Source organism: Serratia ureilytica (assembly GCF_017309605.1).
Taxonomy (GTDB): Bacteria; Pseudomonadota; Gammaproteobacteria; order Enterobacterales; family Enterobacteriaceae; genus Serratia; species Serratia ureilytica.
In genome coordinates, this window is the sequence record NZ_CP071320.1 from 99,333 (window position 1) to 122,579 (window position 23,247).

17 protein-coding genes, 4 tRNA genes, 3 rRNA genes and 1 riboswitch are annotated in these 23,247 nt (G+C 56.8%); of the genes, 17 read left to right on the plus strand and 7 right to left on the minus strand.

All coding sequences use genetic code 11. The annotated features are described in order from the left end of the window. Position 1: 1 nt before the first annotated feature. The 3 genes from J0X03_RS24320 to J0X03_RS00490 all read right to left on the minus strand — a co-directional run bounded on the left by J0X03_RS24320 (position 2) and on the right by J0X03_RS00490 (position 2,543). Positions 2 to 70 (minus strand): hypothetical protein, encoded by a 69-nt coding sequence (locus tag J0X03_RS24320; protein ID WP_227711501.1) that lies wholly within the window; start codon positions 68 to 70, stop codon positions 2 to 4. A gap of 220 nt (positions 71 to 290) precedes the next feature. Continuing rightward, positions 291 to 1,739: a dihydrolipoyl dehydrogenase gene (locus tag J0X03_RS00485; RefSeq protein ID WP_033645220.1), complete on the minus strand. Its 1,449-nt coding sequence runs from the start codon at positions 1,737 to 1,739 to the stop codon at positions 291 to 293. Between the two features lie 72 nt (positions 1,740 to 1,811). Next, positions 1,812 to 2,543: a glutathione peroxidase gene (locus J0X03_RS00490; RefSeq protein ID WP_015379403.1), complete on the minus strand. Its 732-nt coding sequence runs from the start codon at positions 2,541 to 2,543 to the stop codon at positions 1,812 to 1,814. A 151-nt stretch (positions 2,544 to 2,694) separates the two neighbouring features. On the opposite strand from J0X03_RS00490, the gene oxyR reads away from it, so the two are divergent. Then, positions 2,695 to 3,612, plus strand: a complete 918-nt coding sequence (gene oxyR / locus J0X03_RS00495; RefSeq protein ID WP_033652202.1) for a DNA-binding transcriptional regulator OxyR — start codon at positions 2,695 to 2,697, stop codon at positions 3,610 to 3,612. Here oxyR and sthA read toward each other — a convergent pair. After that, the gene (sthA, locus tag J0X03_RS00500) at positions 3,595 to 4,992 is read right to left on the minus strand and encodes a Si-specific NAD(P)(+) transhydrogenase (RefSeq protein WP_004931047.1); all 1,398 of its coding nucleotides are present in this window, start codon (positions 4,990 to 4,992) and stop codon (positions 3,595 to 3,597) included. The genes oxyR and sthA overlap by 18 nt on opposite strands. Positions 4,993 to 5,210: 218 nt before the next feature. Here sthA and fabR point away from each other — a divergent pair, with 218 nt between their 5' ends. Next, positions 5,211 to 5,843, plus strand: coding sequence for an HTH-type transcriptional repressor FabR (gene fabR / locus J0X03_RS00505; RefSeq protein WP_004931044.1), 633 nt, complete (start codon positions 5,211 to 5,213; stop codon positions 5,841 to 5,843). 15 nt (positions 5,844 to 5,858) lie between these two features. Next, positions 5,859 to 6,230 (plus strand): YijD family membrane protein, encoded by a 372-nt coding sequence (locus J0X03_RS00510; RefSeq protein ID WP_025304650.1) that lies wholly within the window; start codon positions 5,859 to 5,861, stop codon positions 6,228 to 6,230. A gap of 34 nt (positions 6,231 to 6,264) precedes the next feature. Here the strand turns inward: J0X03_RS00510 and trmA are convergent, their stop codons facing one another. Continuing rightward, positions 6,265 to 7,368: a tRNA (uridine(54)-C5)-methyltransferase TrmA gene (gene trmA, locus J0X03_RS00515; RefSeq protein WP_033645222.1), complete on the minus strand. Its 1,104-nt coding sequence runs from the start codon at positions 7,366 to 7,368 to the stop codon at positions 6,265 to 6,267. 122 nt (positions 7,369 to 7,490) lie between these two features. Beyond that, positions 7,491 to 7,703, plus strand: a riboswitch (cobalamin riboswitch). Between the two features lie 69 nt (positions 7,704 to 7,772). Here trmA and btuB point away from each other — a divergent pair. The 9 genes from btuB to J0X03_RS00560 all read left to right on the plus strand — a co-directional run bounded on the left by btuB (position 7,773) and on the right by J0X03_RS00560 (position 16,258). Further along, positions 7,773 to 9,644, plus strand: coding sequence for a TonB-dependent vitamin B12 receptor BtuB (btuB, locus tag J0X03_RS00520; RefSeq protein ID WP_089197547.1), 1,872 nt, complete (start codon positions 7,773 to 7,775; stop codon positions 9,642 to 9,644). Continuing rightward, complete coding sequence (murI, locus tag J0X03_RS00525) at positions 9,589 to 10,452, plus strand: glutamate racemase (RefSeq protein ID WP_025921004.1); 864 nt, start codon at positions 9,589 to 9,591, stop codon at positions 10,450 to 10,452. The genes btuB and murI overlap by 56 nt, the downstream gene beginning before the upstream one ends. Before the next feature lie 373 nt (positions 10,453 to 10,825). Beyond that, positions 10,826 to 12,367: ribosomal RNA gene (locus tag J0X03_RS00530) — 16S ribosomal RNA — on the plus strand. Between the two features lie 74 nt (positions 12,368 to 12,441). Beyond that, positions 12,442 to 12,518: transfer RNA gene (locus J0X03_RS00535), tRNA-Ile, on the plus strand. A gap of 38 nt (positions 12,519 to 12,556) precedes the next feature. Next, positions 12,557 to 12,632, plus strand: a tRNA-Ala gene (locus J0X03_RS00540). Between the two features lie 206 nt (positions 12,633 to 12,838). Then, positions 12,839 to 15,745 (plus strand): 23S ribosomal RNA (locus tag J0X03_RS00545). A gap of 99 nt (positions 15,746 to 15,844) precedes the next feature. After that, positions 15,845 to 15,960 (plus strand): 5S ribosomal RNA (rrf, locus tag J0X03_RS00550). The 16S, 23S and 5S rRNA genes sit together here with 4 tRNA genes alongside, the layout of an rRNA operon. Positions 15,961 to 16,054: 94 nt before the next feature. After that, a tRNA-Asp gene (locus J0X03_RS00555) sits at positions 16,055 to 16,131 on the plus strand. A 51-nt stretch (positions 16,132 to 16,182) separates the two neighbouring features. Continuing rightward, positions 16,183 to 16,258: transfer RNA gene (locus tag J0X03_RS00560), tRNA-Trp, on the plus strand. Positions 16,259 to 16,527: 269 nt separating this feature from the next. Here the strand turns inward: J0X03_RS00560 and hdfR are convergent. Next, on the minus strand, positions 16,528 to 17,355 hold the full coding sequence (gene hdfR, locus J0X03_RS00565) for an HTH-type transcriptional regulator HdfR (RefSeq protein ID WP_033645382.1): 828 nt from the start codon (positions 17,353 to 17,355) through the stop codon (positions 16,528 to 16,530). Positions 17,356 to 17,474: 119 nt separating this feature from the next. On the opposite strand from hdfR, the gene J0X03_RS00570 reads away from it, so the two are divergent. Next, positions 17,475 to 17,813, plus strand: coding sequence for a MaoP family protein (locus J0X03_RS00570; RefSeq protein WP_004929946.1), 339 nt, complete (start codon positions 17,475 to 17,477; stop codon positions 17,811 to 17,813). A 28-nt stretch (positions 17,814 to 17,841) separates the two neighbouring features. On the opposite strand, the gene J0X03_RS00575 is transcribed toward J0X03_RS00570, so the two are convergent. Next, a complete protein-coding gene (locus J0X03_RS00575; RefSeq protein WP_160204682.1) occupies positions 17,842 to 19,398 on the minus strand; it encodes a YifB family Mg chelatase-like AAA ATPase in 1,557 nt (518 codons plus the stop codon). Between the two features lie 341 nt (positions 19,399 to 19,739). On the opposite strand from J0X03_RS00575, the gene J0X03_RS00580 reads away from it, so the two are divergent. From J0X03_RS00580 to ilvM, 4 genes are all read left to right on the plus strand, one after another. Beyond that, entirely contained in the window at positions 19,740 to 20,972 is a 1,233-nt protein-coding gene (locus J0X03_RS00580) for an MFS transporter (protein ID WP_160204681.1), read from the plus strand. 133 nt (positions 20,973 to 21,105) lie between these two features. Further along, entirely contained in the window at positions 21,106 to 21,204 is a 99-nt protein-coding gene (gene ilvL, locus J0X03_RS00585; protein ID WP_013814970.1) for an ilv operon leader peptide, read from the plus strand. A gap of 142 nt (positions 21,205 to 21,346) precedes the next feature. Next, positions 21,347 to 22,993: an acetolactate synthase 2 catalytic subunit gene (gene ilvG, locus J0X03_RS00590; protein WP_033645379.1), complete on the plus strand. Its 1,647-nt coding sequence runs from the start codon at positions 21,347 to 21,349 to the stop codon at positions 22,991 to 22,993. Further along, positions 22,990 to 23,247 (plus strand): acetolactate synthase 2 small subunit, encoded by a 258-nt coding sequence (gene ilvM, locus J0X03_RS00595; RefSeq protein WP_004929955.1) that lies wholly within the window; start codon positions 22,990 to 22,992, stop codon positions 23,245 to 23,247. The genes ilvG and ilvM overlap by 4 nt, the downstream gene beginning before the upstream one ends.

Genomic DNA, 23,247 nt, shown 5'->3' on the forward strand with positions numbered 1-23,247 from the left:
TTTACCCCGCCAGGCGTGCGCAGAGATAACGGTTCAGGCTCACGCCTTCTTCCATCGCGCCGATCGCCAGCCGGCGATGCTGTTCTGCCGCTGTTGCAAATCAGCGATGTCATCCCTGATCTCGTTCAGTTGCCTTTGTTTTAGTATCGTTATTGATATCACTTCAATATCGAAGCATAAAAAATGAGCGCAGGAGGGCCGTGAGGCAAGAGGAGGGAGGAAAATCTGGAAAGCGCTGCGCAAAAAAACCGGGCCTGAAGGCCCGGTAGGTGTGAACGGATAAGAAGGCGTTATTCGCCCGGACAGCGCTGACAGCGTTCGATTTCGGCCGTGCCGAGTTTGAGCTTCGCCTGCAGGTCGCGCAGCGCAGTGCGCAAGCCTTCTTCGATCACCGGATGATAGAACGGCATGTCCAGCATCTGATCGACGGTCATCTGCTGTTGGTGCGCCCAGGCTAACAGGTGCGCAATGTGTTCGGCGTCCGGGCCGATCATTTCCGCGCCGAGGAAACGGCCGGTGCCTTGCTCGCCGTAAACGTGCAGAACGCCCTTGTTGCGCAGCATCACCCGCGAGCGGCCCTGATTCTCAAACGAGACCTTGCCCACTTCAAAACATCCGCAGGCGCTGAACTTCTCGCTCAGCTCGCGGAAGGTCGAGCCGACCATGGCGATCTGCGGATCGGAGAACACCACCGAAATCGCGCTGCGGCGCAGACCCGGATTGATCTCCGGGAAGCTGCCGGCATTGGCGCCGGCGATGCGTGCCTGATCGCTGGCCTCATGCAACAGCGGCAGTTGGTTGCTGGCGTCGCCGGCGATAAAGATATGCGGCACGCTGGTTTGCATCGTCAGGCGGTCGGCCAGCGGCACGCCTCGAGCGTCGAGCTGCAGGCCGGTGTTTTCAAGACCCAGCCGATCGACGTTGGGGCGGCGGCCGGTGGCGGCCAGCACGTAGTCCACCAGGATCTCCTGCGACTGGCCCTGCAGATCCTGATAGCGGATAAATACGCGGTCGCCTTCGCGCTGCATCATCTCCACTTTCACGTCGGCGTCGAGGTAGAATTCTTCCCCCAGCGCCTTCGCAGCGTAATCGCGCACGGCGCTGTCGGTCAGCGGCCCGACGGCGCCGCCGATGCCGAAGACCTTGGTGTCGACGCCGAGGCGGTGCAGCGCTTGCCCCAACTCCAGCCCGATCACGCCAGGGCCGAATACCGCCACGGACTGCGGCAAGTCATCCCAGTTGAACAGATCGTCGTTGACGATCAGGCGATCGCCCAGTTCATTCCACGGCGCCGGCCAACTGGGGCGAGAGCCGGTGGCGATCACGATGCGCTGCGCCACGATGCGCGTATGGTCATCGACCTGCAGCGTGTTGTCGTCGATAAAGCGGGCATAGCCCTGAATTTTGTCGGCGGCCGGGATCTCGTCCACGCCTTCCAGCACGAAGCCGACGAAACGATCGCGTTCGCGTTTGACGCGCGCCATCACCTCGCGTCCGTCGATACGCGTTTTGCCGGTTGGGTGCACGCCAAAGCCCGGCGCACGTTCGATTTGATGCACCGCTTCGGCGGCGGCGATCAGTAATTTGGATGGCATGCAGCCAACGCGCGCACAGGTGGTGCCGTAAGGCCCGCCTTCAATCATCACCACGCTGGGGGTAGACAGTTTGGCCGCGCGATAGGCGCCGAGCCCTGCGGTGCCGCCGCCGATGACCGCGACATCAACGTTCAACAGTTTCATATCCGCTCCTGAAAGGTAAAAAAAGGGCGGGCCGTAGCCCGCCAAAGTTCACGTTGGCTTTGTTATTACTTATTAAGCTGACAGGAATGTTTCCAGATCGTCGCTGCCGCCAATGTGACGGCCGCCGATGAAGACCTGCGGCACCGTGGCGCGGCCGCTGACGGCGCGCAGGCTGACGGTGGTAGCGTCTTTGCCCAGCACGATCTCTTCATACTGAATGCCGCGCTCTTGCAGCATCTGCTTGGCTTTGGCGCAGAATGGGCAGCCCGGTTTGGTGAACAGGGAGACCGATTCCTGCACTTTGAATTCCGGCGCCAGGTATTTCAGCATGGTGTCGGCGTCGGACACTTCAAACGGGTCGCCCGGCTTGTTCGGCTCAACAAACATTTTCTCGACCACGCCGTTGCGTACCAGCATCGAGTAGCGCCATGAACGAGGGCCAAAGCCCAGATCCGCTTTCTCGACCAGCATGTTCATGCCTTTGGTGAATTCACCGTTGCCGTCCGGCACGAAGGTGATGTTTTCCGCATGTTGGTCAGCTTTCCAGGCGTTCATGACGAAGGTATCGTTCACGGAGACGCAAAGAATGCTGTCGACGCCGTGCTGCTTGAATACGCTGGACAGTTCGTTGTAGCGCGGCAGGTGGCTCGAAGAACAGGTTGGCGTGAACGCGCCCGGCAGCGAGAAAACAATGACGGTTTTGTTTTTGAACAGGTCATCAGTGGTCACATCAATCCATTGGTCGCCCTGACGGGTGTGGAAAGTAACCTGAGGAACTTTCTTGCCTTCTTGACTGGTAAACATTGATTAACCCCTTAATTAGGAAAAGTAATTTTTAGCATTTAGCGCGATATCGCTTCGTTGGGACACATTATTGTCGCTGGGGCTTGATAGATCTAATCGCTCATTGCTATCTTATCTATCGCCATGAGCTATCATGGAATGGAGGGAAACAATGAATATTCGTGATTTAGAGTATCTGGTCGCCTTGGCCGAGCACCGGCACTTCCGCCGCGCGGCCGATTCATGCCATGTAAGCCAACCCACGCTGAGCGGGCAGATCCGCAAGCTGGAAGACGAGTTGGGCGTCATGCTGCTCGAACGCACCAGCCGCAAGGTGCTGTTCACCCAGGCGGGTCTGTTGCTGGTGGAGCAGGCGCGCACCGTGCTGCGAGAAGTGAAAGTATTGAAGGAGATGGCCAGCCAGCAGGGCGAAGCCATGTCCGGACCGTTGCACATCGGCCTGATCCCGACCGTGGGGCCTTATCTGCTGCCGCAGATCATCCCGACGCTGCACAAAACGTTCCCGAAACTGGAAATGTACCTGCACGAAGCGCAAACCCATCAGCTGCTGGCGCAACTCGACAGCGGCAAACTGGACTGCGCCATTCTGGCATTGGTGAAGGAAACCGAGGCATTTATCGAAGTGCCTCTGTTCGATGAACCGATGAAGCTGGCGGTGTACTCCGATCACCCGTGGGCGCAGCGCGAGCGCGTGCCGATGCCGGATTTGGCGGGTGAGAAACTGCTGATGCTGGAGGATGGCCACTGCCTGCGCGATCAGGCGATGGGCTTCTGCTTCCAGGCGGGCGCGGACGAAGATACCCACTTCCGCGCCACCAGTCTGGAAACGCTGCGCAATATGGTCGCGGCCGGCAGCGGCATTACCCTGCTGCCGTCACTGGCGGTACCGCCGCAGCGCGAACGCGACGGCGTCTGCTATCTGGATTGCTACAAGCCGGAGCCGAAGCGCACCATCGCGCTGGTGTACCGCCCCGGCTCCCCTTTGCGCAGCCGTTATGAGCAACTGGCCGAGGCGATCCGCGAACACATGCAGGGCTACATCGACAGCGCGTTAAAACAGGCGGTTTAAGCCGTTTAGCGCCGCCACCCGGTAGGCTTCGGCCATGGTCGGATAGTTGAAGGTCGTATTAACGAAATACTCGATAGTATTGCCTTCACCTTTCTGTTCCATGATCGCCTGGCCGATGTGGATGATCTCCGCCGCACGCTCGCCGAAGCAGTGGATCCCGAGGATCTGCAGGGTGTCGCGATGGAACAGGATCTTCAGGCTGCCGACGTTCATCCCGGCTATCTGCGCGCGCGCCAGATGCTTGAACTGGGCGCGGCCCACTTCATACGGCACCTTCATCGCGGTCAGTTCCTGCTCGGTTTTGCCGACGGAGCTGATTTCCGGAATGGTGTAGATGCCGGTCGGGATATCTTCGATTAAGTGACCGCTGGCTTCGCCGGAGGCGATCGCCTGCGCGGCGATGCGGCCTTGATCGTAGGCGGCGGAAGCCAGGCTCGGATAGCCGATCACGTCACCGACCGCATAAATGTGCGACAGCGCGGTTTGATACATGCTGTTCACTTTCAGCAGCCCGCGGCTGTCCGACTCCAGGCCGACGTTCTCCAACCCTAACGAATCGGTGTTGCCGGTACGGCCGTTGGCGTACAGCAGGCAGTCCGCTTTCACCTTCTTGCCGGACTTCAGGTGCACGATCACGCCGTCTTCGGTGCCTTCGATCTTCTCGAATTCTTCGTTGTGGCGGATCACCACGCCGTTGTTCCAGAAGTGGTAAGAGAGCGAATCCGACATCTCCTGATCGAGGAACGCCAGCAGACGATCGCGGGTGTTGATCAGATCGACCTTGACGTTCAGGCCGCGGAAGATGGACGCATACTCGCAGCCGATCACCCCGGCGCCGTAAATGATCACGTGGCGCGGCTCATGGCTCAGCTCGAGAATGGAATCGCTGTCGTAGATGCGCGGATGGTTGAAGTCGACGCTGGCCGGATGGTAAGGACGCGAGCCGCAGGCGATCACGATGTGATCGGCGCGGATGGTGTCCTGGGTGCCGTCCATGTAGCTGACGCTGACGGTGTTGGCGTCGATGAAGCGCGCGTCGCCGGCGAACAGTTTGCACTGGTTCCGCTCATAGAACCCTTGGCGCATTCGGGTCTGCTGGCTGATGACGTTATCGGCGTGGCGTAAAATGTCAGGGAAGGTCGCGCTGAGCGTGCGCGAGTTGTTGTAAAGCGGGTTCTGGTTGAATTCGATAATGCGGCTGACGGCGTGGCGGAGGGCTTTGGAGGGGATGGTGCCCCAATGGGTACATCCGCCGCCTACGTTATTGTACCGTTCGATAACGGCCACGCGGGCGCCTTGTTTCACCAGCCCCATGGCGGCACCTTCACCACCAGGGCCCGAGCCAATCACAATGGCATCAAATTGATAGTGCTGTTGCATGTAGGAGAGACCTGTTTTTTTATACAAGATTACAACGGTATCTTAACATCATAGCGCTGCTCACCCAATCACCATTAGGCTTTTTGAGTCAAAGCACAATCGGCTCAGGGCGGAAGTGTGATAGAGCGCGTTAGTATAAATGCTGTTGCAATAAAATTTGCTATATTGCCGAGTCTAGGGCGTTAGACTGAGAAAATGGAACCTATCCGGATATGCATATGGGCGTCAGAGCACAACAAAAAGAACGGACTCGTCGTTCCCTGATCGAAGCCGCTTTCAGCCAGCTGAGCGCCGAACGCAGCTTCGCCAGTCTGAGCCTGCGGGAAGTTTCACGCGAGGCGGGCATCGCGCCCACGTCGTTTTATCGCCATTTCCGCGATGTGGACGAGTTGGGGCTGACCATGGTGGATGAAAGCGGCCTGATGCTGCGTCAGTTGATGCGCCAGGCGCGCCAACGCATCGCCAAGGGCGGCAGCGTGATCCGCACCTCGGTGTCCACCTTTATGGAGTTTATCGGCAACAACCCGAACGCCTTCCGCCTGCTGCTGCGCGAGCGCTCCGGCACGTCGGCGGCATTCCGTGCGGCGGTGGCGCGCGAGATCCAGCATTTCATCGCCGAACTGGCGGACTACCTCGAGTTGGAAAATCACATGCCGCGCAGCTTTACCGAAGCGCAGGCGGAAGCGATGGTCACCATCGTGTTCAGCGCCGGCGCGGAAGCGCTGGATATCGACGTCGAGCAGCGGCAGCAGCTGGAAGAACGGCTGGTGCTGCAACTGCGGATGATCTCCAAAGGGGCGTATTACTGGTATCGTCGCGAACAAGAAAAAGCTTCTGTGTCCCACGTATAAAAAAGGTAAAAAATGATGGAAAAACCAGGCCGTGAAAATGGCACCTTACTGCTGGCGTTGATTGCCGGCCTTTCGATCAACGGTTCCTTTGCCGCGCTGTTCAGCTCGGTGGTGCCGTTTTCGATCTTCCCGCTGATCGCGTTGGTGCTGGCGGTGTACTGCCTGCATCAGCGTTACCTGAACCGCGCCATGCCGGATGGCATGCCGAAGCTGGCGGCGGCCTGTTTCCTGCTGGGGCTGCTGTTGTACAGCGCCATCGTGCGCGCCGAGTATCCGCAGATCGGCTCCAACTTCCTGCCGTCGGTGATCTGCGTGGCGCTGGTGCTGTGGATCGGCATGAAACTGAAGGCGCGCAAGGCGCCGGATGCGCCGACTCAAGAATCGTAATGAAACGGGGCGCCATCATGGCGCCCCTGTCATATCAGCGGTGCTTTTCCAGCAACACGCCGCACTCCATGTGATGGGTATACGGGAACTGATCGAACAGCGCCAGACGGCTGACCCGGTGGGTGGCCTGCAGCGTTTCCAGGTTGGCGCACAGCGTTTCCGGATTGCATGAAATATACAGAATGCGCGGGTAAGCCTGCACCATCTTCACCGTTTCATCGTCCAGCCCGCTGCGCGGCGGATCGACGAAAATCGTCTCGCAGTTGTAGCCGCTCAGATCGATGCCTTTCAACCGGTTGAATTCGCGTACTCCATTCATCGCCTGAGTGAAGTCTTCCGCCGCCATGCGGATGATCTGCACGTTGTCGATATGGTTGGCGGCGATGTTGTACTGCGCCGCCGCCACCGACGGTTTGGCGATCTCGGTCGCCAGCACGCGCTCGAAATTGCGCGCCAGCGCCAGCGAGAAGTTGCCGTTGCCGCAGTACAGCTCCAGCAAATCGCCTTTGGAACCGGCGGTGACCGCCAACGCCCACTCCAGCATCTGCACGTTCATGGCCGCGTTGGGCTGAGTGAAACTGTTTTCCACCTGGCGATAAATCATGTCGCGGCCGGCGACCGGCAGCACTTCGTCAACATAATCCTGGTCGAGCATGATCTTGGTCTTCGACGCTCGGCCGATCAGCTGCAGGTCGAAACCCTGCGCGCGCAGCTCGTCGCGCAACTGCTCGGCGCGCTGTTGCCAAACGTCATCCAGCTTGCGGTGATACAGCAGCGAAGCGATGATTTTGCCGCTTCGCGTCGACAGATAATCTATCTGGAACAGCTTGTGGCGCAGGATCGGCTCCGGTTTCAGCGCGGCGATCAGGGCGGTCATCAGGCGGTTGATCAGCTCGCTGGCCGCCGGGAACTGATCGACGCGAATACGCTGCTTGGTCTGCTGATCGAACATGATGTGATACATGTCGTCTGCGTCGTGCCAGATGCGGAATTCGGCGCGCATGCGGTAGTGGTCGACTGGCGAGCGGAACACTTCCGGCTCGGGCGCCGCGAACGGTGACATCAACGTCTTCAGGCGGGCGACTTTCTCCGCCAGTTGGTCATCGTAACGTTCAATAGGCAAATTCTCGGGCGTCATGTGTTTCTTCTCGTCAGGCAAATTTGATCAGCGGGGATTGTAGGGAATCAGCCCGTGAAGTCCAGTTTTGTCGCGTTTATTATTTGTAACATTAATGGCAGTCTAGACATCTATTTGCATTGATCGTAGCATTGCCGTCCGGCCTCAAGCAGCGAGTGAAAAGGGAATCCGGTGTGAATCCGGAGCTGACGCGCAGCGGTAAGGGGAAGTCACGGCGATAGCGTTTCGACGCAGACACTGTCCACTGCAGGATGGGAAGTCATCGCCCGTTGCCGGTCGCGCCCTGCGGCCCGCAAATCCCAAGCCCGAAGACCTGCCGGTGTTACGTCGCAATGTCCGTGGCCGTCGCGAACTACCGGCCATGATCCTGCGGCATCCGCCAATTAAGTTTGGATGCTTTTCTCATGACAATTACAAAAAATACGCTGCTGGCGGTGGTCTCTTCCGTCACGGCTTTTTCTGGATGGGCGCAAGACAACACCACAGCCACGAATGGCGATAACCTGGTGGTTACCGCCAACCGTTTCCCGCAGCCGGTTTCTTCCGTGCTGGCGCCGACCACCATCGTCACCCGCAACGATATCGATCGCTGGCAGGCCAAGAGCCTGACCGACGTGATGCGCCGTTTGCCGGGCGTGGACGTTGGCCAAAACGGCGGGTTGGGGCAAAAGAGCTCGCTGTTTATTCGCGGCACCAACTCCAGCCACGTGCTGGTGCTAATTGACGGCATTCGCCTTAATCAGGCGGGCGTCAGCGGCTCTTCTGACCTTAGTCAAATCCCGATTTCGTTGGTGCAGAAAGTCGAATACATCCGCGGCCCGCGCTCGGCGGTATACGGTTCCGACGCCATCGGCGGCGTAGTCAACATTATTACCACGCGTGAAAAGAACGGCACCACGCTGGCTGCCGGCGTCGGCTCCAACGGCTATCAATCCTATGACGCGTCGACCCAACAGCAGTTGGGCGACAGCACCGTGGCGACGGTGGCGGGTGACTACACCTACACCAAAGGGTATGACGTGGTGGCCTACGGCAGCACCGGCATGCAAAGCCAACAGGATCGCGATGGCTTTATGAGTAAGTCGCTGTATGGTGCGCTTGAGCACCAGTTCAGCGAATCGGTCAGCGGTTTTGTGCGCGGGTATGGTTACGACAACCGCACGGCGTATGATAGTTATTATTCCTCACCGACCAGCCCTCTGCTGGATACGCGCAAACTGTATAGCCAAACCTGGGATACCGGATTGCGCTATAAAGAAGGCATTTACGCAACACAAGTGATTGGCAGCTACAGCCATAGCAAGGATTACGATTACGATCCTCGCCTCGGCATGCATGACAGCTCGGCCAGCCTGGTGGATTCCGAACAGTACAACCTGCAGTGGGGCAATACGCTGCAGGTTGGACAGGGTACCGTAAGCTCTGGCGTCGACTGGCAGCAACAGAAAATCAAACCGGATTCCACCACCGTGAAGGGTGAAAAAAGCCAACGTGATGCAGGCATCTATCTGACTGCGCAGCAACTGGTTGGCCCGGTAACGTTGGAAGGTGCGGTTCGAGGTGACGATCATTCCGAGTTTGGCTGGCATGGCACCTGGCAAACCAGCGCGGCCTGGGAATTCGTCGAGGGATACCGTTTTATCGCATCGTATGGCACGGCGTTCAAAGCACCGAATATGAGCCAGCTATACGGCAACTTCGGTAACAACACCGATCTGAAACCGGAAGAAAGCAAGCAGTGGGAAGGTGGCTTTGAAGGGCTGACCGGCCCGGTGACCTGGCGCATCTCCGGTTATCGCAACGACATCGACAATTTGATCGATTCCACGGGGGAAACCAACTACGTCTATTACAACGTGGGTAAGGCGACCATCAAAGGGATTGAAGCTACGGCCTCGTTTGATACCGGCCCGTTGACGCATCAGATTGGTTATGACTATGTCGATCCTCGCAACGCCAAGACCAATGAAGTGCTGCTGCGGCGCGCCAAGCAGCAGGTGAAATATGAGCTGGACTGGCAGCTGTATGACTTTGACTGGGCGGTGACTTATCAATATCTGGGTCAACGTTATGACAAGGATTACAGTACCTATCCGGAACAAAGCGTTAAACTTGGCGGCGTGAGCCTGTGGGATCTCGCAGTTTCGTATCCGGTCACATCTCATCTGACAGTTCGTGGTAGAATTGCCAACCTGTTTGATAAAGATTATGAGACGGCCTATGGCTACGCTACTCCAGGAAGAGAATACTACCTCACTGGAAGCTATACCTTCTAACAGCACCGCCACACCTCGCCCGACGGTGCTGGTTTTCGATTCCGGCGTCGGCGGGCTGTCGGTGTATCAGGAGATTCGGCAGTTGCTGCCGGATCTCCACTATATATACGCGTTCGACAACGTGGCGTTCCCCTACGGCGAGAAGTCCGAAGAGTTTATCGTTGAGCGCGTGCTGGAGATTGTCGGCGCGGTGCAGCAACGTCATCCTCTGGCGATTGTCGTCATCGCCTGCAACACCGCCAGCACGGTCTCCTTGCCGGCCCTGCGCGAGCGTTTCAGTTTCCCTGTCGTGGGCGTGGTGCCCGCCATCAAACCGGCGGCCCGTCTTACCGTTAACGGCATTGTCGGCCTGTTGGCGACCCGCGGCACCGTACAGCGCAGCTACACCCACGAACTGATTTCCCGTTTCGCCACCGACTGCAAGATTGAACTGCTGGGCTCTTCAGAACTGGTGGAGCTAGCGGAAGCCAAGCTGCATGGCGAAGCCGTGCCGCTACCGGTGCTGAAGAAGATCCTGCATCCGTGGCTGAGCATGCGCGAGCCGCCGGATACCGTCGTGCTGGGCTGCACCCATTTCCCTCTATTAGCTGAAGAGCTGATGCAAGTGTTGCCGGAAGGCACCCGATTGGTGGATTCCGGCGCGGCGATTGCCCGTCGCACCGCCTGGCTCATCTCTACGCAGGAAAACCTGGTCTCGAGCCAGGAAGAGAATCTGGCGTATTGCATGGCGTTAAATGAAGATACTGACGCTTTATTGCCCGTTTTGCAGGGCTATGGCTTTAAATCGTTGAAAAAACTGCCGCTTTAACGGTGTTTTGGTTAAACATTCAACGGTCAGAAAAAATATTGAAAATAGGGGTTGCGGCCCGCCGAGAACTCCCTATAATGCGCCTCCACTGACCGGGAACAACGACTGACAAGCCGCCGGGTCAGCGAGAAGAAAGCGAAATAAACGCTTGACTCTCCGGGTGAAAAGCGTAATATACGCAGCCCGCGCCGATGAGTTTCTCGGCACTGCTCTTTAACAATTTATCAGACAATCTGTGTGGGCACTCCACAAGACGATATCCAGCATCTTCGGATGCAAAAAAATATCAAGTCTTGAAGAGTGACTAACTGAAGTAAAATTCATGCAGTAAATCTTTGAGCATCGCTTCTCGAGTGGAAGCAAATCAAGCTTTTAATTGAAGAGTTTGATCATGGCTCAGATTGAACGCTGGCGGCAGGCTTAACACATGCAAGTCGAGCGGTAGCACAGGGGAGCTTGCTCCCTGGGTGACGAGCGGCGGACGGGTGAGTAATGTCTGGGAAACTGCCTGATGGAGGGGGATAACTACTGGAAACGGTAGCTAATACCGCATAACGTCGCAAGACCAAAGAGGGGGACCTTCGGGCCTCTTGCCATCAGATGTGCCCAGATGGGATTAGCTAGTAGGTGGGGTAATGGCTCACCTAGGCGACGATCCCTAGCTGGTCTGAGAGGATGACCAGCCACACTGGAACTGAGACACGGTCCAGACTCCTACGGGAGGCAGCAGTGGGGAATATTGCACAATGGGCGCAAGCCTGATGCAGCCATGCCGCGTGTGTGAAGAAGGCCTTCGGGTTGTAAAGCACTTTCAGCGAGGAGGAAGGTGGTGAGCTTAATACGCTCATCAATTGACGTTACTCGCAGAAGAAGCACCGGCTAACTCCGTGCCAGCAGCCGCGGTAATACGGAGGGTGCAAGCGTTAATCGGAATTACTGGGCGTAAAGCGCACGCAGGCGGTTTGTTAAGTCAGATGTGAAATCCCCGGGCTCAACCTGGGAACTGCATTTGAAACTGGCAAGCTAGAGTCTCGTAGAGGGGGGTAGAATTCCAGGTGTAGCGGTGAAATGCGTAGAGATCTGGAGGAATACCGGTGGCGAAGGCGGCCCCCTGGACGAAGACTGACGCTCAGGTGCGAAAGCGTGGGGAGCAAACAGGATTAGATACCCTGGTAGTCCACGCTGTAAACGATGTCGATTTGGAGGTTGTGCCCTTGAGGCGTGGCTTCCGGAGCTAACGCGTTAAATCGACCGCCTGGGGAGTACGGCCGCAAGGTTAAAACTCAAATGAATTGACGGGGGCCCGCACAAGCGGTGGAGCATGTGGTTTAATTCGATGCAACGCGAAGAACCTTACCTACTCTTGACATCCAGAGAACTTTCCAGAGATGGATCGGTGCCTTCGGGAACTCTGAGACAGGTGCTGCATGGCTGTCGTCAGCTCGTGTTGTGAAATGTTGGGTTAAGTCCCGCAACGAGCGCAACCCTTATCCTTTGTTGCCAGCGGTTCGGCCGGGAACTCAAAGGAGACTGCCAGTGATAAACTGGAGGAAGGTGGGGATGACGTCAAGTCATCATGGCCCTTACGAGTAGGGCTACACACGTGCTACAATGGCATATACAAAGAGAAGCGACCTCGCGAGAGCAAGCGGACCTCATAAAGTATGTCGTAGTCCGGATTGGAGTCTGCAACTCGACTCCATGAAGTCGGAATCGCTAGTAATCGTAGATCAGAATGCTACGGTGAATACGTTCCCGGGCCTTGTACACACCGCCCGTCACACCATGGGAGTGGGTTGCAAAAGAAGTAGGTAGCTTAACCTTCGGGAGGGCGCTTACCACTTTGTGATTCATGACTGGGGTGAAGTCGTAACAAGGTAACCGTAGGGGAACCTGCGGTTGGATCACCTCCTTACCTAAAGATATTAGTTCGAGTGGCGTGCTCACACAGATTGTCTGATAGAAAGTAACGAGCAGAAATACCTTTATAGGCTTGTAGCTCAGGTGGTTAGAGCGCACCCCTGATAAGGGTGAGGTCGGTGGTTCAAGTCCACTCAGGCCTACCACTTCTTGTAAGTGGAAAAGGTACTGCACGTGACTGTATGGGGCTATAGCTCAGCTGGGAGAGCGCCTGCCTTGCACGCAGGAGGTCAGCGGTTCGATCCCGCTTAGCTCCACCATATAGTCCGGTATTGAATACTTCAGAGTATATTGGCGACAGTATGCTGCGAAGTATTTTGCTCTTTAACAATCTGGAACAAGCTGAAAATTGAAACATGACGGCTGAAATTTATCCCTCCGTAGATGTACTGGGATGAAGAGTAACCTGTCATAGAGTCTCTCAAATGTTTGCAGCGCGAATGATGGAAACATCTTCGGGTTGTGAGGTTAAGTGACTAAGCGTACACGGTGGATGCCTAGGCAGTCAGAGGCGATGAAGGGCGTGCTAATCTGCGAAAAGCGTCGGTAAGGTGATATGAACCGTTATAACCGGCGATACCCGAATGGGGAAACCCAGTGTGTTTCGACACACTATCATGTCATGAATACATAGTGGCATGAGGCGAACCGGGGGAACTGAAACATCTAAGTACCCCGAGGAAAAGAAATCAACCGAGATTCCCCCAGTAGCGGCGAGCGAACGGGGAGGAGCCCAGAACCTGAATCGGCTTGTGTGTTAGTGGAAGCGTCTGGAAAGTCGCGCAGCAAAGGGTGATAGCCCCGTACACTAAAATGCACAGGTCGTGAGTTCGATGAGTAGGGCGGGACACGTGACATCCTGTCTGAATATGGGGGGACCATCCTCCAAGGCTAAATACTCCTGACTGACCGATAGTGAACCAGTACCGTGAGGGAAAGGCGAAAAGAACCCCGGCGAGGGGAGTGAAATAGAACCTGAAACCGTGTACGTACAAGCAGTGGGAGCACCTTCGTGGTGTGACTGCGTACCTTTTGTATAATGGGTCAGCGACTTATATTTTGTAGCAAGGTTAACCGTATAGGGGAGCCGTAGGGAAACCGAGTCTTAACTGGGCGATTAGTTGCAAGGTATAGACCCGAAACCCGGTGATCTAGCCATGGGCAGGTTGAAGGTTGGGTAACACTAACTGGAGGACCGAACCGACTAATGTTGAAAAATTAGCGGATGACTTGTGGCTGGGGGTGAAAGGCCAATCAAACCGGGAGATAGCTGGTTCTCCCCGAAAGCTATTTAGGTAGCGCCTCGTGAACTCATCTTCGGGGGTAGAGCACTGTTTCGGCTAGGGGGCCATCCCGGCTTACCAAACCGATGCAAACTCCGAATACCGAAGAATGTTATCACGGGAGACACACGGCGGGTGCTAACGTCCGTCGTGAAGAGGGAAACAACCCAGACCGCCAGCTAAGGTCCCAAAGTCATGGTTAAGTGGGAAACGATGTGGGAAGGCATAGACAGCCAGGATGTTGGCTTAGAAGCAGCCATCATTTAAAGAAAGCGTAATAGCTCACTGGTCGAGTCGGCCTGCGCGGAAGATGTAACGGGGCTAAACCATGCACCGAAGCTGCGGCAGCGACGCTTAGCGTTGTTGGGTAGGGGAGCGTTCTGTAAGCCGTTGAAGGTGGCCTGTGAGGGTTGCTGGAGGTATCAGAAGTGCGAATGCTGACATAAGTAACGATAAAGCGGGTGAAAAGCCCGCTCGCCGGAAGACCAAGGGTTCCTGTCCAACGTTAATCGGGGCAGGGTGAGTCGACCCCTAAGGCGAGGCTGAAAAGCGTAGTCGATGGGAAACAGGTTAATATTCCTGTACTTGGTGTTACTGCGAAGGGGGGACGGAGAAGGCTAGGCTAGCCGGGCGACGGTTGTCCCGGTTTAAGCGTGTAGGGGGTGTGACCTGGTAAATCCGGTTGCATACTAACCCTGAGGCGTGATGACGATGCACTACGGTGCAGAAGTAGTTGATGCCCTGCTTCCAGGAAAATCCTCTAAGCTCCAGGTAACATTAAATCGTACCCCAAACCGACACAGGTGGTCAGGTAGAGAATACCAAGGCGCTTGAGAGAACTCGGGTGAAGGAACTAGGCAAAATGGTGCCGTAACTTCGGGAGAAGGCACGCTGGCATGTAGGTGAAGTCCCTTGCGGATGGAGCTGAAGCCAGTCGAAGATACCAGCTGGCTGCAACTGTTTAATAAAAACACAGCACTGTGCAAACACGAAAGTGGACGTATACGGTGTGACGCCTGCCCGGTGCTGGAAGGTTAATTGATGGGGTCAGCCGCAAGGCGAAGCTCTTGATCGAAGCCCCAGTAAACGGCGGCCGTAACTATAACGGTCCTAAGGTAGCGAAATTCCTTGTCGGGTAAGTTCCGACCTGCACGAATGGCGTAATGATGGCCAGGCTGTCTCCACCCGAGACTCAGTGAAATTGAACTCGCTGTGAAGATGCAGTGTACCCGCGGCAAGACGGAAAGACCCCGTGAACCTTTACTATAGCTTGACACTGAACATTGAGCCTTGATGTGTAGGATAGGTGGGAGGCTTTGAAGCGTGGACGCCAGTCTGCGTGGAGCCATCCTTGAAATACCACCCTTTAATGTTTGATGTTCTAACTCGGCCCCGTGATCCGGGGTGAGGACAGTGTCTGGTGGGTAGTTTGACTGGGGCGGTCTCCTCCCAAAGAGTAACGGAGGAGCACGAAGGTTAGCTAATCACGGTCGGACATCGTGAGGTTAGTGCAAAGGCATAAGCTAGCTTGACTGCGAGAGTGACGGCTCGAGCAGGTACGAAAGTAGGTCTTAGTGATCCGGTGGTTCTGAATGGAAGGGCCATCGCTCAACGGATAAAAGGTACTCCGGGGATAACAGGCTGATACCGCCCAAGAGTTCATATCGACGGCGGTGTTTGGCACCTCGATGTCGGCTCATCACATCCTGGGGCTGAAGTAGGTCCCAAGGGTATGGCTGTTCGCCATTTAAAGTGGTACGCGAGCTGGGTTTAGAACGTCGTGAGACAGTTCGGTCCCTATCTGCCGTGGGCGTTGGAAGATTGAGAGGGGTTGCTCCTAGTACGAGAGGACCGGAGTGAACGCACCACTGGTGTTCGGGTTGTCATGCCAATGGCATTGCCCGGTAGCTAAGTGCGGAAAAGATAAGCGCTGAAAGCATCTAAGCGCGAAACTTGCCTCAAGATGAGTCTTCCCTGGGCCTTTAAGGCCCCTGAAGGAACGTTTAAGACTAAGACGTTGATAGGCTGGGTGTGTAAGTGCAGCGATGCATTGAGCTAACCAGTACTAATGATCCGTGAGGCTTAACCTTACAACACCGAAGGTGTTTTTAGAGAGATTTTCAGCGACGTTCCAAGATTGGTTCTGATGGCTTCACGGAAGTGAAGCGGTTGGAATGAAACAGAATTTGCCTGGCGGCAATAGCGCGGTGGTCCCACCTGACCCCATGCCGAACTCAGAAGTGAAACGCCGTAGCGCCGATGGTAGTGTGGGGTCTCCCCATGCGAGAGTAGGACACTGCCAGGCATCAAATAAACGTTATCAGTGTGACGACTGGTAATGCGCAAGTCGCAAAGCGCGATATTGCCGGTATCGAAAGATACAACGTAAAAGAATCGGTGGAGCGGTAGTTCAGTTGGTTAGAATACCTGCCTGTCACGCAGGGGGTCGCGGGTTCGAGCCCCGTCCGTTCCGCCACTTATTTAATTATGCCTGCTTTTTTAGCAGGCATAATGTTAAGCGAGATTTAGGGGCGTAGCTCAGTTGGTAGAGCACCGGTCTCCAAAACCGGGTGTCGCGAGTTCGAGTCTCTCCGCCCCTGCCATATTAAGAACCCTTTGCGAAAGCAAAGGGTTTTTTTTTACCTATTATCCCTTCCCTTGGAGCATTCCCGCTTTGGAAAAGAGCGTATTGGCTGCTCTATGCTGATGTCTATCTGATCCGAGTTGCCTTATGATCTTTCGATCTTTACCCCCGCAGACCTCCTGATTCTCCTACCGTTTTGCATTTTCTTCTCTCAGAAGGCGATGGGCGGTTTTTGGTATGATAGACAGCCATGACCACGGCGGCGGCTTTTAAGGCCGCCATAGCGCTTTAGGCTGCGGTATTTAAAGGTATTTTAAGTAATTGCCGAATCAAAGGCTGTTGATCGCTGTTTTGCAACCAGACGGCATACAGTGGGCGGACAATCGGCGGGATCTCGGCGGCGGCAAGCAACTGCGGATACTCTTTTTCCCACTGGCTGGGCAGGAAAGCGCATCCGCCTGTGGTTTCCAGCAACTGACGCGTCAGGTGTGCCGAGGTGGTCGTGAGTACCGGCACGTTATCACCTTCCAACATGCGGTTTTCCTGTTGGTGGAAGTCGGCCCCCCATTCCAGCTTGATGTAAGGCATGGGGGATTGTTTGTCACGACGCGCGGATGAGAACAGGCGTAATGAGAAATTGCCCAGCTGCTGGCTGGCCAGTTCGTCCATCTTTGGCGGCTCAGTGGTGATCAGTAAATCGAGCTGCCTTTCATGCAGTTGCTTTACCAAAGAGTGCCTTAAGGCCACCCTGGCTTCGAGCTGCAGCGCCTCTCTTTGTTGATAGAGAGATTGCAACCAGGGGGTCAAATAAGCCTCCCACAACGAGGCAGTCGCGCCGATCGACAGCTCGGTATGTTGCAGTGAACGCACGACCTCTTTCTTCGCCAACTGCCAGGTGTTCATCAGGCTTTCGGCATAGGGCAGAAGCCGCTCGCCGGCAGGCGTCAGGCGGATGTTATTGCGATGACGGGTAAATAAATTTGCGCCCAACTGGTTTTCTAACTGACGGATGCGGAAACTGACCGCGGACTGCGTTAAGTACAAAGATTCTGCGGCTCTGCCAAAGTGACGCGTTCTACTGACCTCCAAAAAGGTTTTCAGTAATTCGGTATCCACACCTATCTCCAAAAAAATTTGTCGTTAAGATTTAAATGTTTTGTTTTACACGCTGTCAAGCCTATCTAATACTCCGCGCCATAAACAGCACGGCCATAAGAGAATTAGGAGCGTGTCAGATGGCGGATAGCTTCACCACGACCAATCGTTTTTTTGATAATAAACATTACCCTCGCGGGTTCTCCCGTCACGGCGATTTCACCATTAAAGAGGCGCAATTGCTAGAGCGCTTCGGCTACGCGTTTAACGAGCTGGACTCGGGCAAACGCCAGCCGGCCACTGAAGAAGAACAGCTGTTCGTCGCAGTGTGCCGCGGTGAGCGCGAAGCGGCTACCGAGCAGGAAAAAGTATGGGCTAAATATCTGGCGCGCACACGTCGCCCGAAGAAATTCCATACGCTGTCCGGCGGTAAGCCGCAGGCTGACGCAGTAGAAGATTACAGCGACAGCGAAGACTAAAGACGATGGGGCCTTCGGGCCCCATTTTCTATTCCAGACTACGATGCAGTTGTAACAGCAGACGGTCCATACTGCGATAGCTCAGCGCTTCGCTGAGGTGGCGCCTGCCGATCTCGGCATCCCCCGCCAAATCCGCCAGCGTGCGCGCCACTTTCAAGATGCGCTGCCAGGCGCGGACCGATAACCCCAACGCGTTTAATGTCACTTCCAAAAACTCGGCGTCTGCCGCCTGCAACACGCAATCCCGTTCCACTTCACGGTTGTTTAACAGCGCGTTGATTTTACCGGCGCGTTCGAGCTGCCGGGTGCGTGCCTGTCGCACTCTTTCCCGCACCTGCTCGCTGCTTTCTCCCTGAGTTTGCCGCTTACTGAGCGTACCTGGAGGTAACAGCGGCACTTCGATAGACAGATCGAAACGATCGAGAAAAGGCCCTGACAGCCGGGCCAGGTAGCGCAGCACCTGCTGCGGCGAGGCGCGATTATGCATGCCCTGGTAATGCCCGGTTGGGCTGGGATTCATCGCCGCGATCAATTGCACCTTGGCCGGGAAGCAGACCTTGGCGTTGGCGCGTGAAATCACGATCTCGCCGGATTCCAGCGGTTCACGCAGCGCATCCAGTACCTTACGCTCGAATTCCGGCAGCGCATCCAGTACCTTACGCTCGAATTCCGGCAGCTCATCCAGAAACAGCACGCCGTTATGCGCCATAGATATCTCACCCGGGCGCGGCAGTGAGCCGCCGCCGACCAACGCCGCCATCGATGCGCTGTGATGCGGTGCGCGAAATGGCCTCTGGCGCCATGGCAAAGCGGTGAGAACAGGATGCTGCAAGCTGGCGACCGCCAGGCTTTCCAGCGCCTCAGGTTCCGTCAGCGGCGGCAGTAAGCCCGTCAGTCGGCTGGCCAGCATGGTTTTACCGGTGCCCGGCGGCCCAATCAGCAGCAGGTTATGCCCGCCGGCGGCGGCGATCTCTAATGCCCGCTTGGCCTGCTCTTGGCCGATGATGTCGCGCAGATCGGCGTTTTCATGCGGGTTGTCTGCCGCGGGAGGCGTGATGGCTACCGGCAGCTCGCCCTGACCGAGCAAAAAGGCACAGACCTCCAACAGGTGTTGGGCTGTATGGGATTGTGACTGCGCAATCAGGCCGACCTCGGCGGCGTTGTCCGTCGAGAGGACCAATTGTCGCCCGGCGTCAGCCGCCGCCAGCGCCGCCGGGATGGCGCCTCTGACCGCGCGCAGCGCGCCGGACAGCGCCAGTTCGCCAAGAAACTCGTAGCGTGCCAACGGGGCGAGGGGCAGTTGCTCGGAGGCGGCGAGGATCGCCAGCGCAATCGGCAGATCGTAGCGCCCGCCTTCTTTCGGCAGATCGGCCGGTGCCAAATTGACGGTGATGCGGCGGGCGGGAAAGGTGAAACCGTTGTTGATCAGGGCGCTGCGCACCCGATCGCGCGCCTCTTTTACCGTGGTTTCCGGCAGGCCAACCAGCGTCAGGCCGGGCAGGCCATTGCTGATATGCACCTCTACCGTTACGGAAGGGGCCTGAACGCCGATGATGGCGCGGCTATAGATTACCGCCAGTGACATATCGCTCTCCTTGCTGAGGGCGGCATGATGCGCGATTTATCCAGGTGCCGCGCGGCGTTCTTGGCATTTTTTCCATGAAACTCGCAGCATAATCACTGATTTTCATCGAATTGAAAAAGATTGTGCGAACCGCCTCGCAGCCTGTGGCAATACCCATTAACAATTCGCTGAAGCCTGCAACACATTAGCGGCCTGTACGCATTGCAGCCATAGGCTTGATGGGTGTATTTAACAATTGATTAAAAGAAAAATCACTTCTTTAACACACTCCGACCGCCGCGGCAGTCTGCCCGGCAGCCGCTAAATCTCCTGACTTCGTACTCTACGGTAGGGATAACACTATGTTTGGTTGGACCCCGCTGCAACGCAATGCGGCAATCGCCAGTTTTTCAAGCTGGACGCTCGACGCTTTCGATTTTTTCGTACTGGTATTCTTACTCAGCGACATCGCACAATCCTTTCACGTCGGCCTGGAACAGGTCACGTTGGCGATTCTGCTCACGCTGGCGGTGCGGCCGATCGGCGCGCTGATCTTCGGGCGCGCTGCGGAAAAATATGGCCGCAAACCGATCCTGATGCTGAATATCGTCTTCTTCTCGGTGTTTGAGCTGCTCTCCGCCGCCGCGCCCTCGCTGACGGTCTTCTTGCTGTTACGAGTGTTGTACGGCGTTGCGATGGGCGGTATCTGGGGCGTGGCGTCATCATTGGCGATGGAAACCATACCGGACCGCTCGCGCGGCTTGATGTCGGGCATTTTCCAGGCCGGCTATCCGTTCGGTTATCTGCTGGCGGCGGTGGTGTACGGCCTGCTGTTCGAAACGGTCGGCTGGCGCGGCATGTTCGTCATCGGCGCGGCGCCGATCCTGCTGCTGCCGTTTATTTATTATTGCGTGCAGGAGTCGCCGGTGTGGCTGGCGGCGCGTGCACGTAAAGAAAGCAGCGCCTTGCTGCCGGTGTTGAAGAGCCACTGGAAGCTGTGCTGCTATCTGGTGCTGCTGATGGCGGCGTTCAATTTCTTCTCTCACGGCACGCAGGATCTGTATCCGGTATTTCTGAAAGTTCAGCACGGTTTCGATCCGAAAACCGTCAGTATCATCGCCATTAGCTACAATATCGCGTCAATTATCGGCGGCGTTTTCTTCGGTTCGTTATCGGAAAAAATCGGCCGCAAAAAAGCGATTATCATCGCCGCATTGTTGGCGTTACCGGTGATCCCGCTGTGGGCGTTTTCCAGCGGTTCGCTGATGCTCGGGATCGGCGCTTTCCTGATGCAATTCATGGTGCAGGGCGCCTGGGGCGTGGTGCCGACCTACCTGACCGAGCTGGTACCGGCCAACACCCGCGCGGTGCTGCCGGGGTTCGTGTATCAGCTGGGCAACCTGATCGCTTCGGTCAACGCCACGCTGCAAGCCACCCTCGCCGAGCATCATGGGCATAATTACGGCCTGGCGATGGCCATGGTTGCCGGGACGGTGGCGGTGGCGATCGCTCTGTTGGTGTTCTTCGGCAAGGATACACGCGGCAAGGCCATCACCGGCGCGGTGAAAAATCCAGGTATGCGCGCCAACGTGTGAAATCCGGGCGATTCGCGTGAGGTATGACCAGATTGCGCCGAATAATAACGCAAAAAAAGTGTTGTCATGTCGCGCGCGGCTGTGGTACCTCTGTAAGCATTAGTTCTGAATGAGCACAGTGAACAAACCCATTATGAAAGCCTTTGCCCAAGTGATTAGCCTAGTCGTGATTAGCGTGGTGGTGATTATTATCCCACCGTGCGGGGCTGCACTTGGACGAAGAAAGGCTTAGCAAACAAGCCGGAATCGCAAGAGAACCCCCGCACCGTCAGGTCCGGGGGTTTTTTATTGGCAAGAGAAAAGTGGAGCAAGGGGCAGAGCATGAAAAACAGAACAAAATCCTGCGGTTGTCGAAGTAAGGCGGGGAAATAACTATGAATGGCGCTCAGTGGGTAGTTCAAGCGTTGCGTGCGCAGGGTGTGGATACCGTATTCGGCTATCCGGGCGGGGCAATCATGCCGGTGTACGATGCGCTGTACGACGGCGGCGTGGAACACCTGCTGTGCCGCCATGAACAGGGCGCCGCCATGGCCGCCATCGGTTACGCCCGCGCCACCGGCAAAGTCGGTGTCTGTATCGCCACTTCCGGTCCCGGCGCCACCAACCTGATCACCGGGCTGGCGGATGCGCTGCTCGATTCCGTTCCCGTTGTCGCCATCACCGGTCAGGTGGGATCCGCGCTGATCGGCACCGATGCCTTTCAGGAGATCGATGTTCTCGGCCTGTCTCTGGCCTGCACCAAGCACAGCTTCCTGGTGGAATCGCTGGATGCCTTGCCGGGCATCATGGCGGAAGCTTTCGCCATCGCCGCCGGCGGCCGTCCTGGCCCGGTGCTGATCGATATCCCGAAAGACATCCAGCTGGCGCAAGGCGACCTGCATCCGCATTTGATGCCGGTCGATGAAGCGCCGGCATTACCGACGGCGGCGTTGGCCGAGGCGGCTGAGCTGCTGGCGCAGGCGCATAAACCGATGCTGTACGTCGGCGGCGGCGTGGGCATGGCGCAGGCGGTGCCGGCGCTGCGCGAGTTCATCGCCGTGACCCGCATGCCGAACGTCGCCACCCTAAAGGGGCTGGGCGCGCCGGATGCGCAAGATCCGCTGTACCTTGGCATGTTGGGCATGCACGGCACCAAGGCCGCTAACCTGGCAGTACAGGAGTGCGATCTGCTGATCGCCGTCGGCGCGCGTTTCGATGACCGCGTGACCGGCAAGCTGAATGCCTTCGCGCCGCACGCCAAAGTGATCCACATGGATATCGACCCGGCGGAGATGAGCAAGCTGCGCCAGGCGCATGTGGCCCTGCAGGGCGATCTGAAAGCGTTGCTGCCGGCGTTGCAGCGCCCGCTGAACATCGCCGCCTGGCGGCAACGGGTGACGGCGCTGAAAGCCGATCACGCCTGCCGCTACGATCATCCCGGCCAGCCGATTTACGCGCCGCTGTTCTTGCGCCAGCTGTCCGCCCGCAAGCCGGCCAACAGCGTGGTGACCACCGACGTCGGCCAGCACCAGATGTGGAGCGCGCAGCACATGACGTTCGAGCGCCCGGAGAATTTCATCACCTCCAGTGGCCTCGGCACCATGGGGTTCGGCGTGCCGGCGGCGGTCGGGGCCCAGATCGCGCGTCCGCAAGATACGGTGATCTGCGTCTCGGGCGATGGTTCCTTCATGATGAACGTGCAGGAACTGGGCACCATTAAGCGCAAACAGCTGCCGCTGAAGATCGTGCTGCTGGACAACCAGCGCCTCGGAATGGTGCGCCAATGGCAGCAGCTGTTCTTCGACGGCCGCTACAGCGAAACCAACCTGTCCGATAACCCCGACTTCCTGATGCTGGCCGCCGCCTTCGGCATTCCCGGCCAGCGCATCAGCCGCAAGGATCAGGTGGAGGGCGCGCTCGAGGCGCTGTTCAACACCGAAGGCCCTTATCTGCTGCAGGTCTCTATCGACGAACTCGAAAACGTCTGGCCGCTGGTGCCGCCGGGCGCCGGCAACGAAACCATGTTGGAGGAAATATCATGATGCAGCATCAACTCTCGATCCAGGCGCGTTTTCGCCCCGAAATGTTAGAGCGCGTATTGCGGGTCGTGCGTCATCGCGGCTTTCAGGTTTGTGCTATGAATATGGTTTCCCCGGCCAACGCCGACAGCATCAATATCGAATTGACCGTTGCCAGCCCGCGTCCGGTCGCCCTGTTGTCATCTCAATTAAGCAAACTGATGGACGTCTCCTGCGTCGAGATCCAGCAGCCAACATCACAACAAATACGCGCCTGA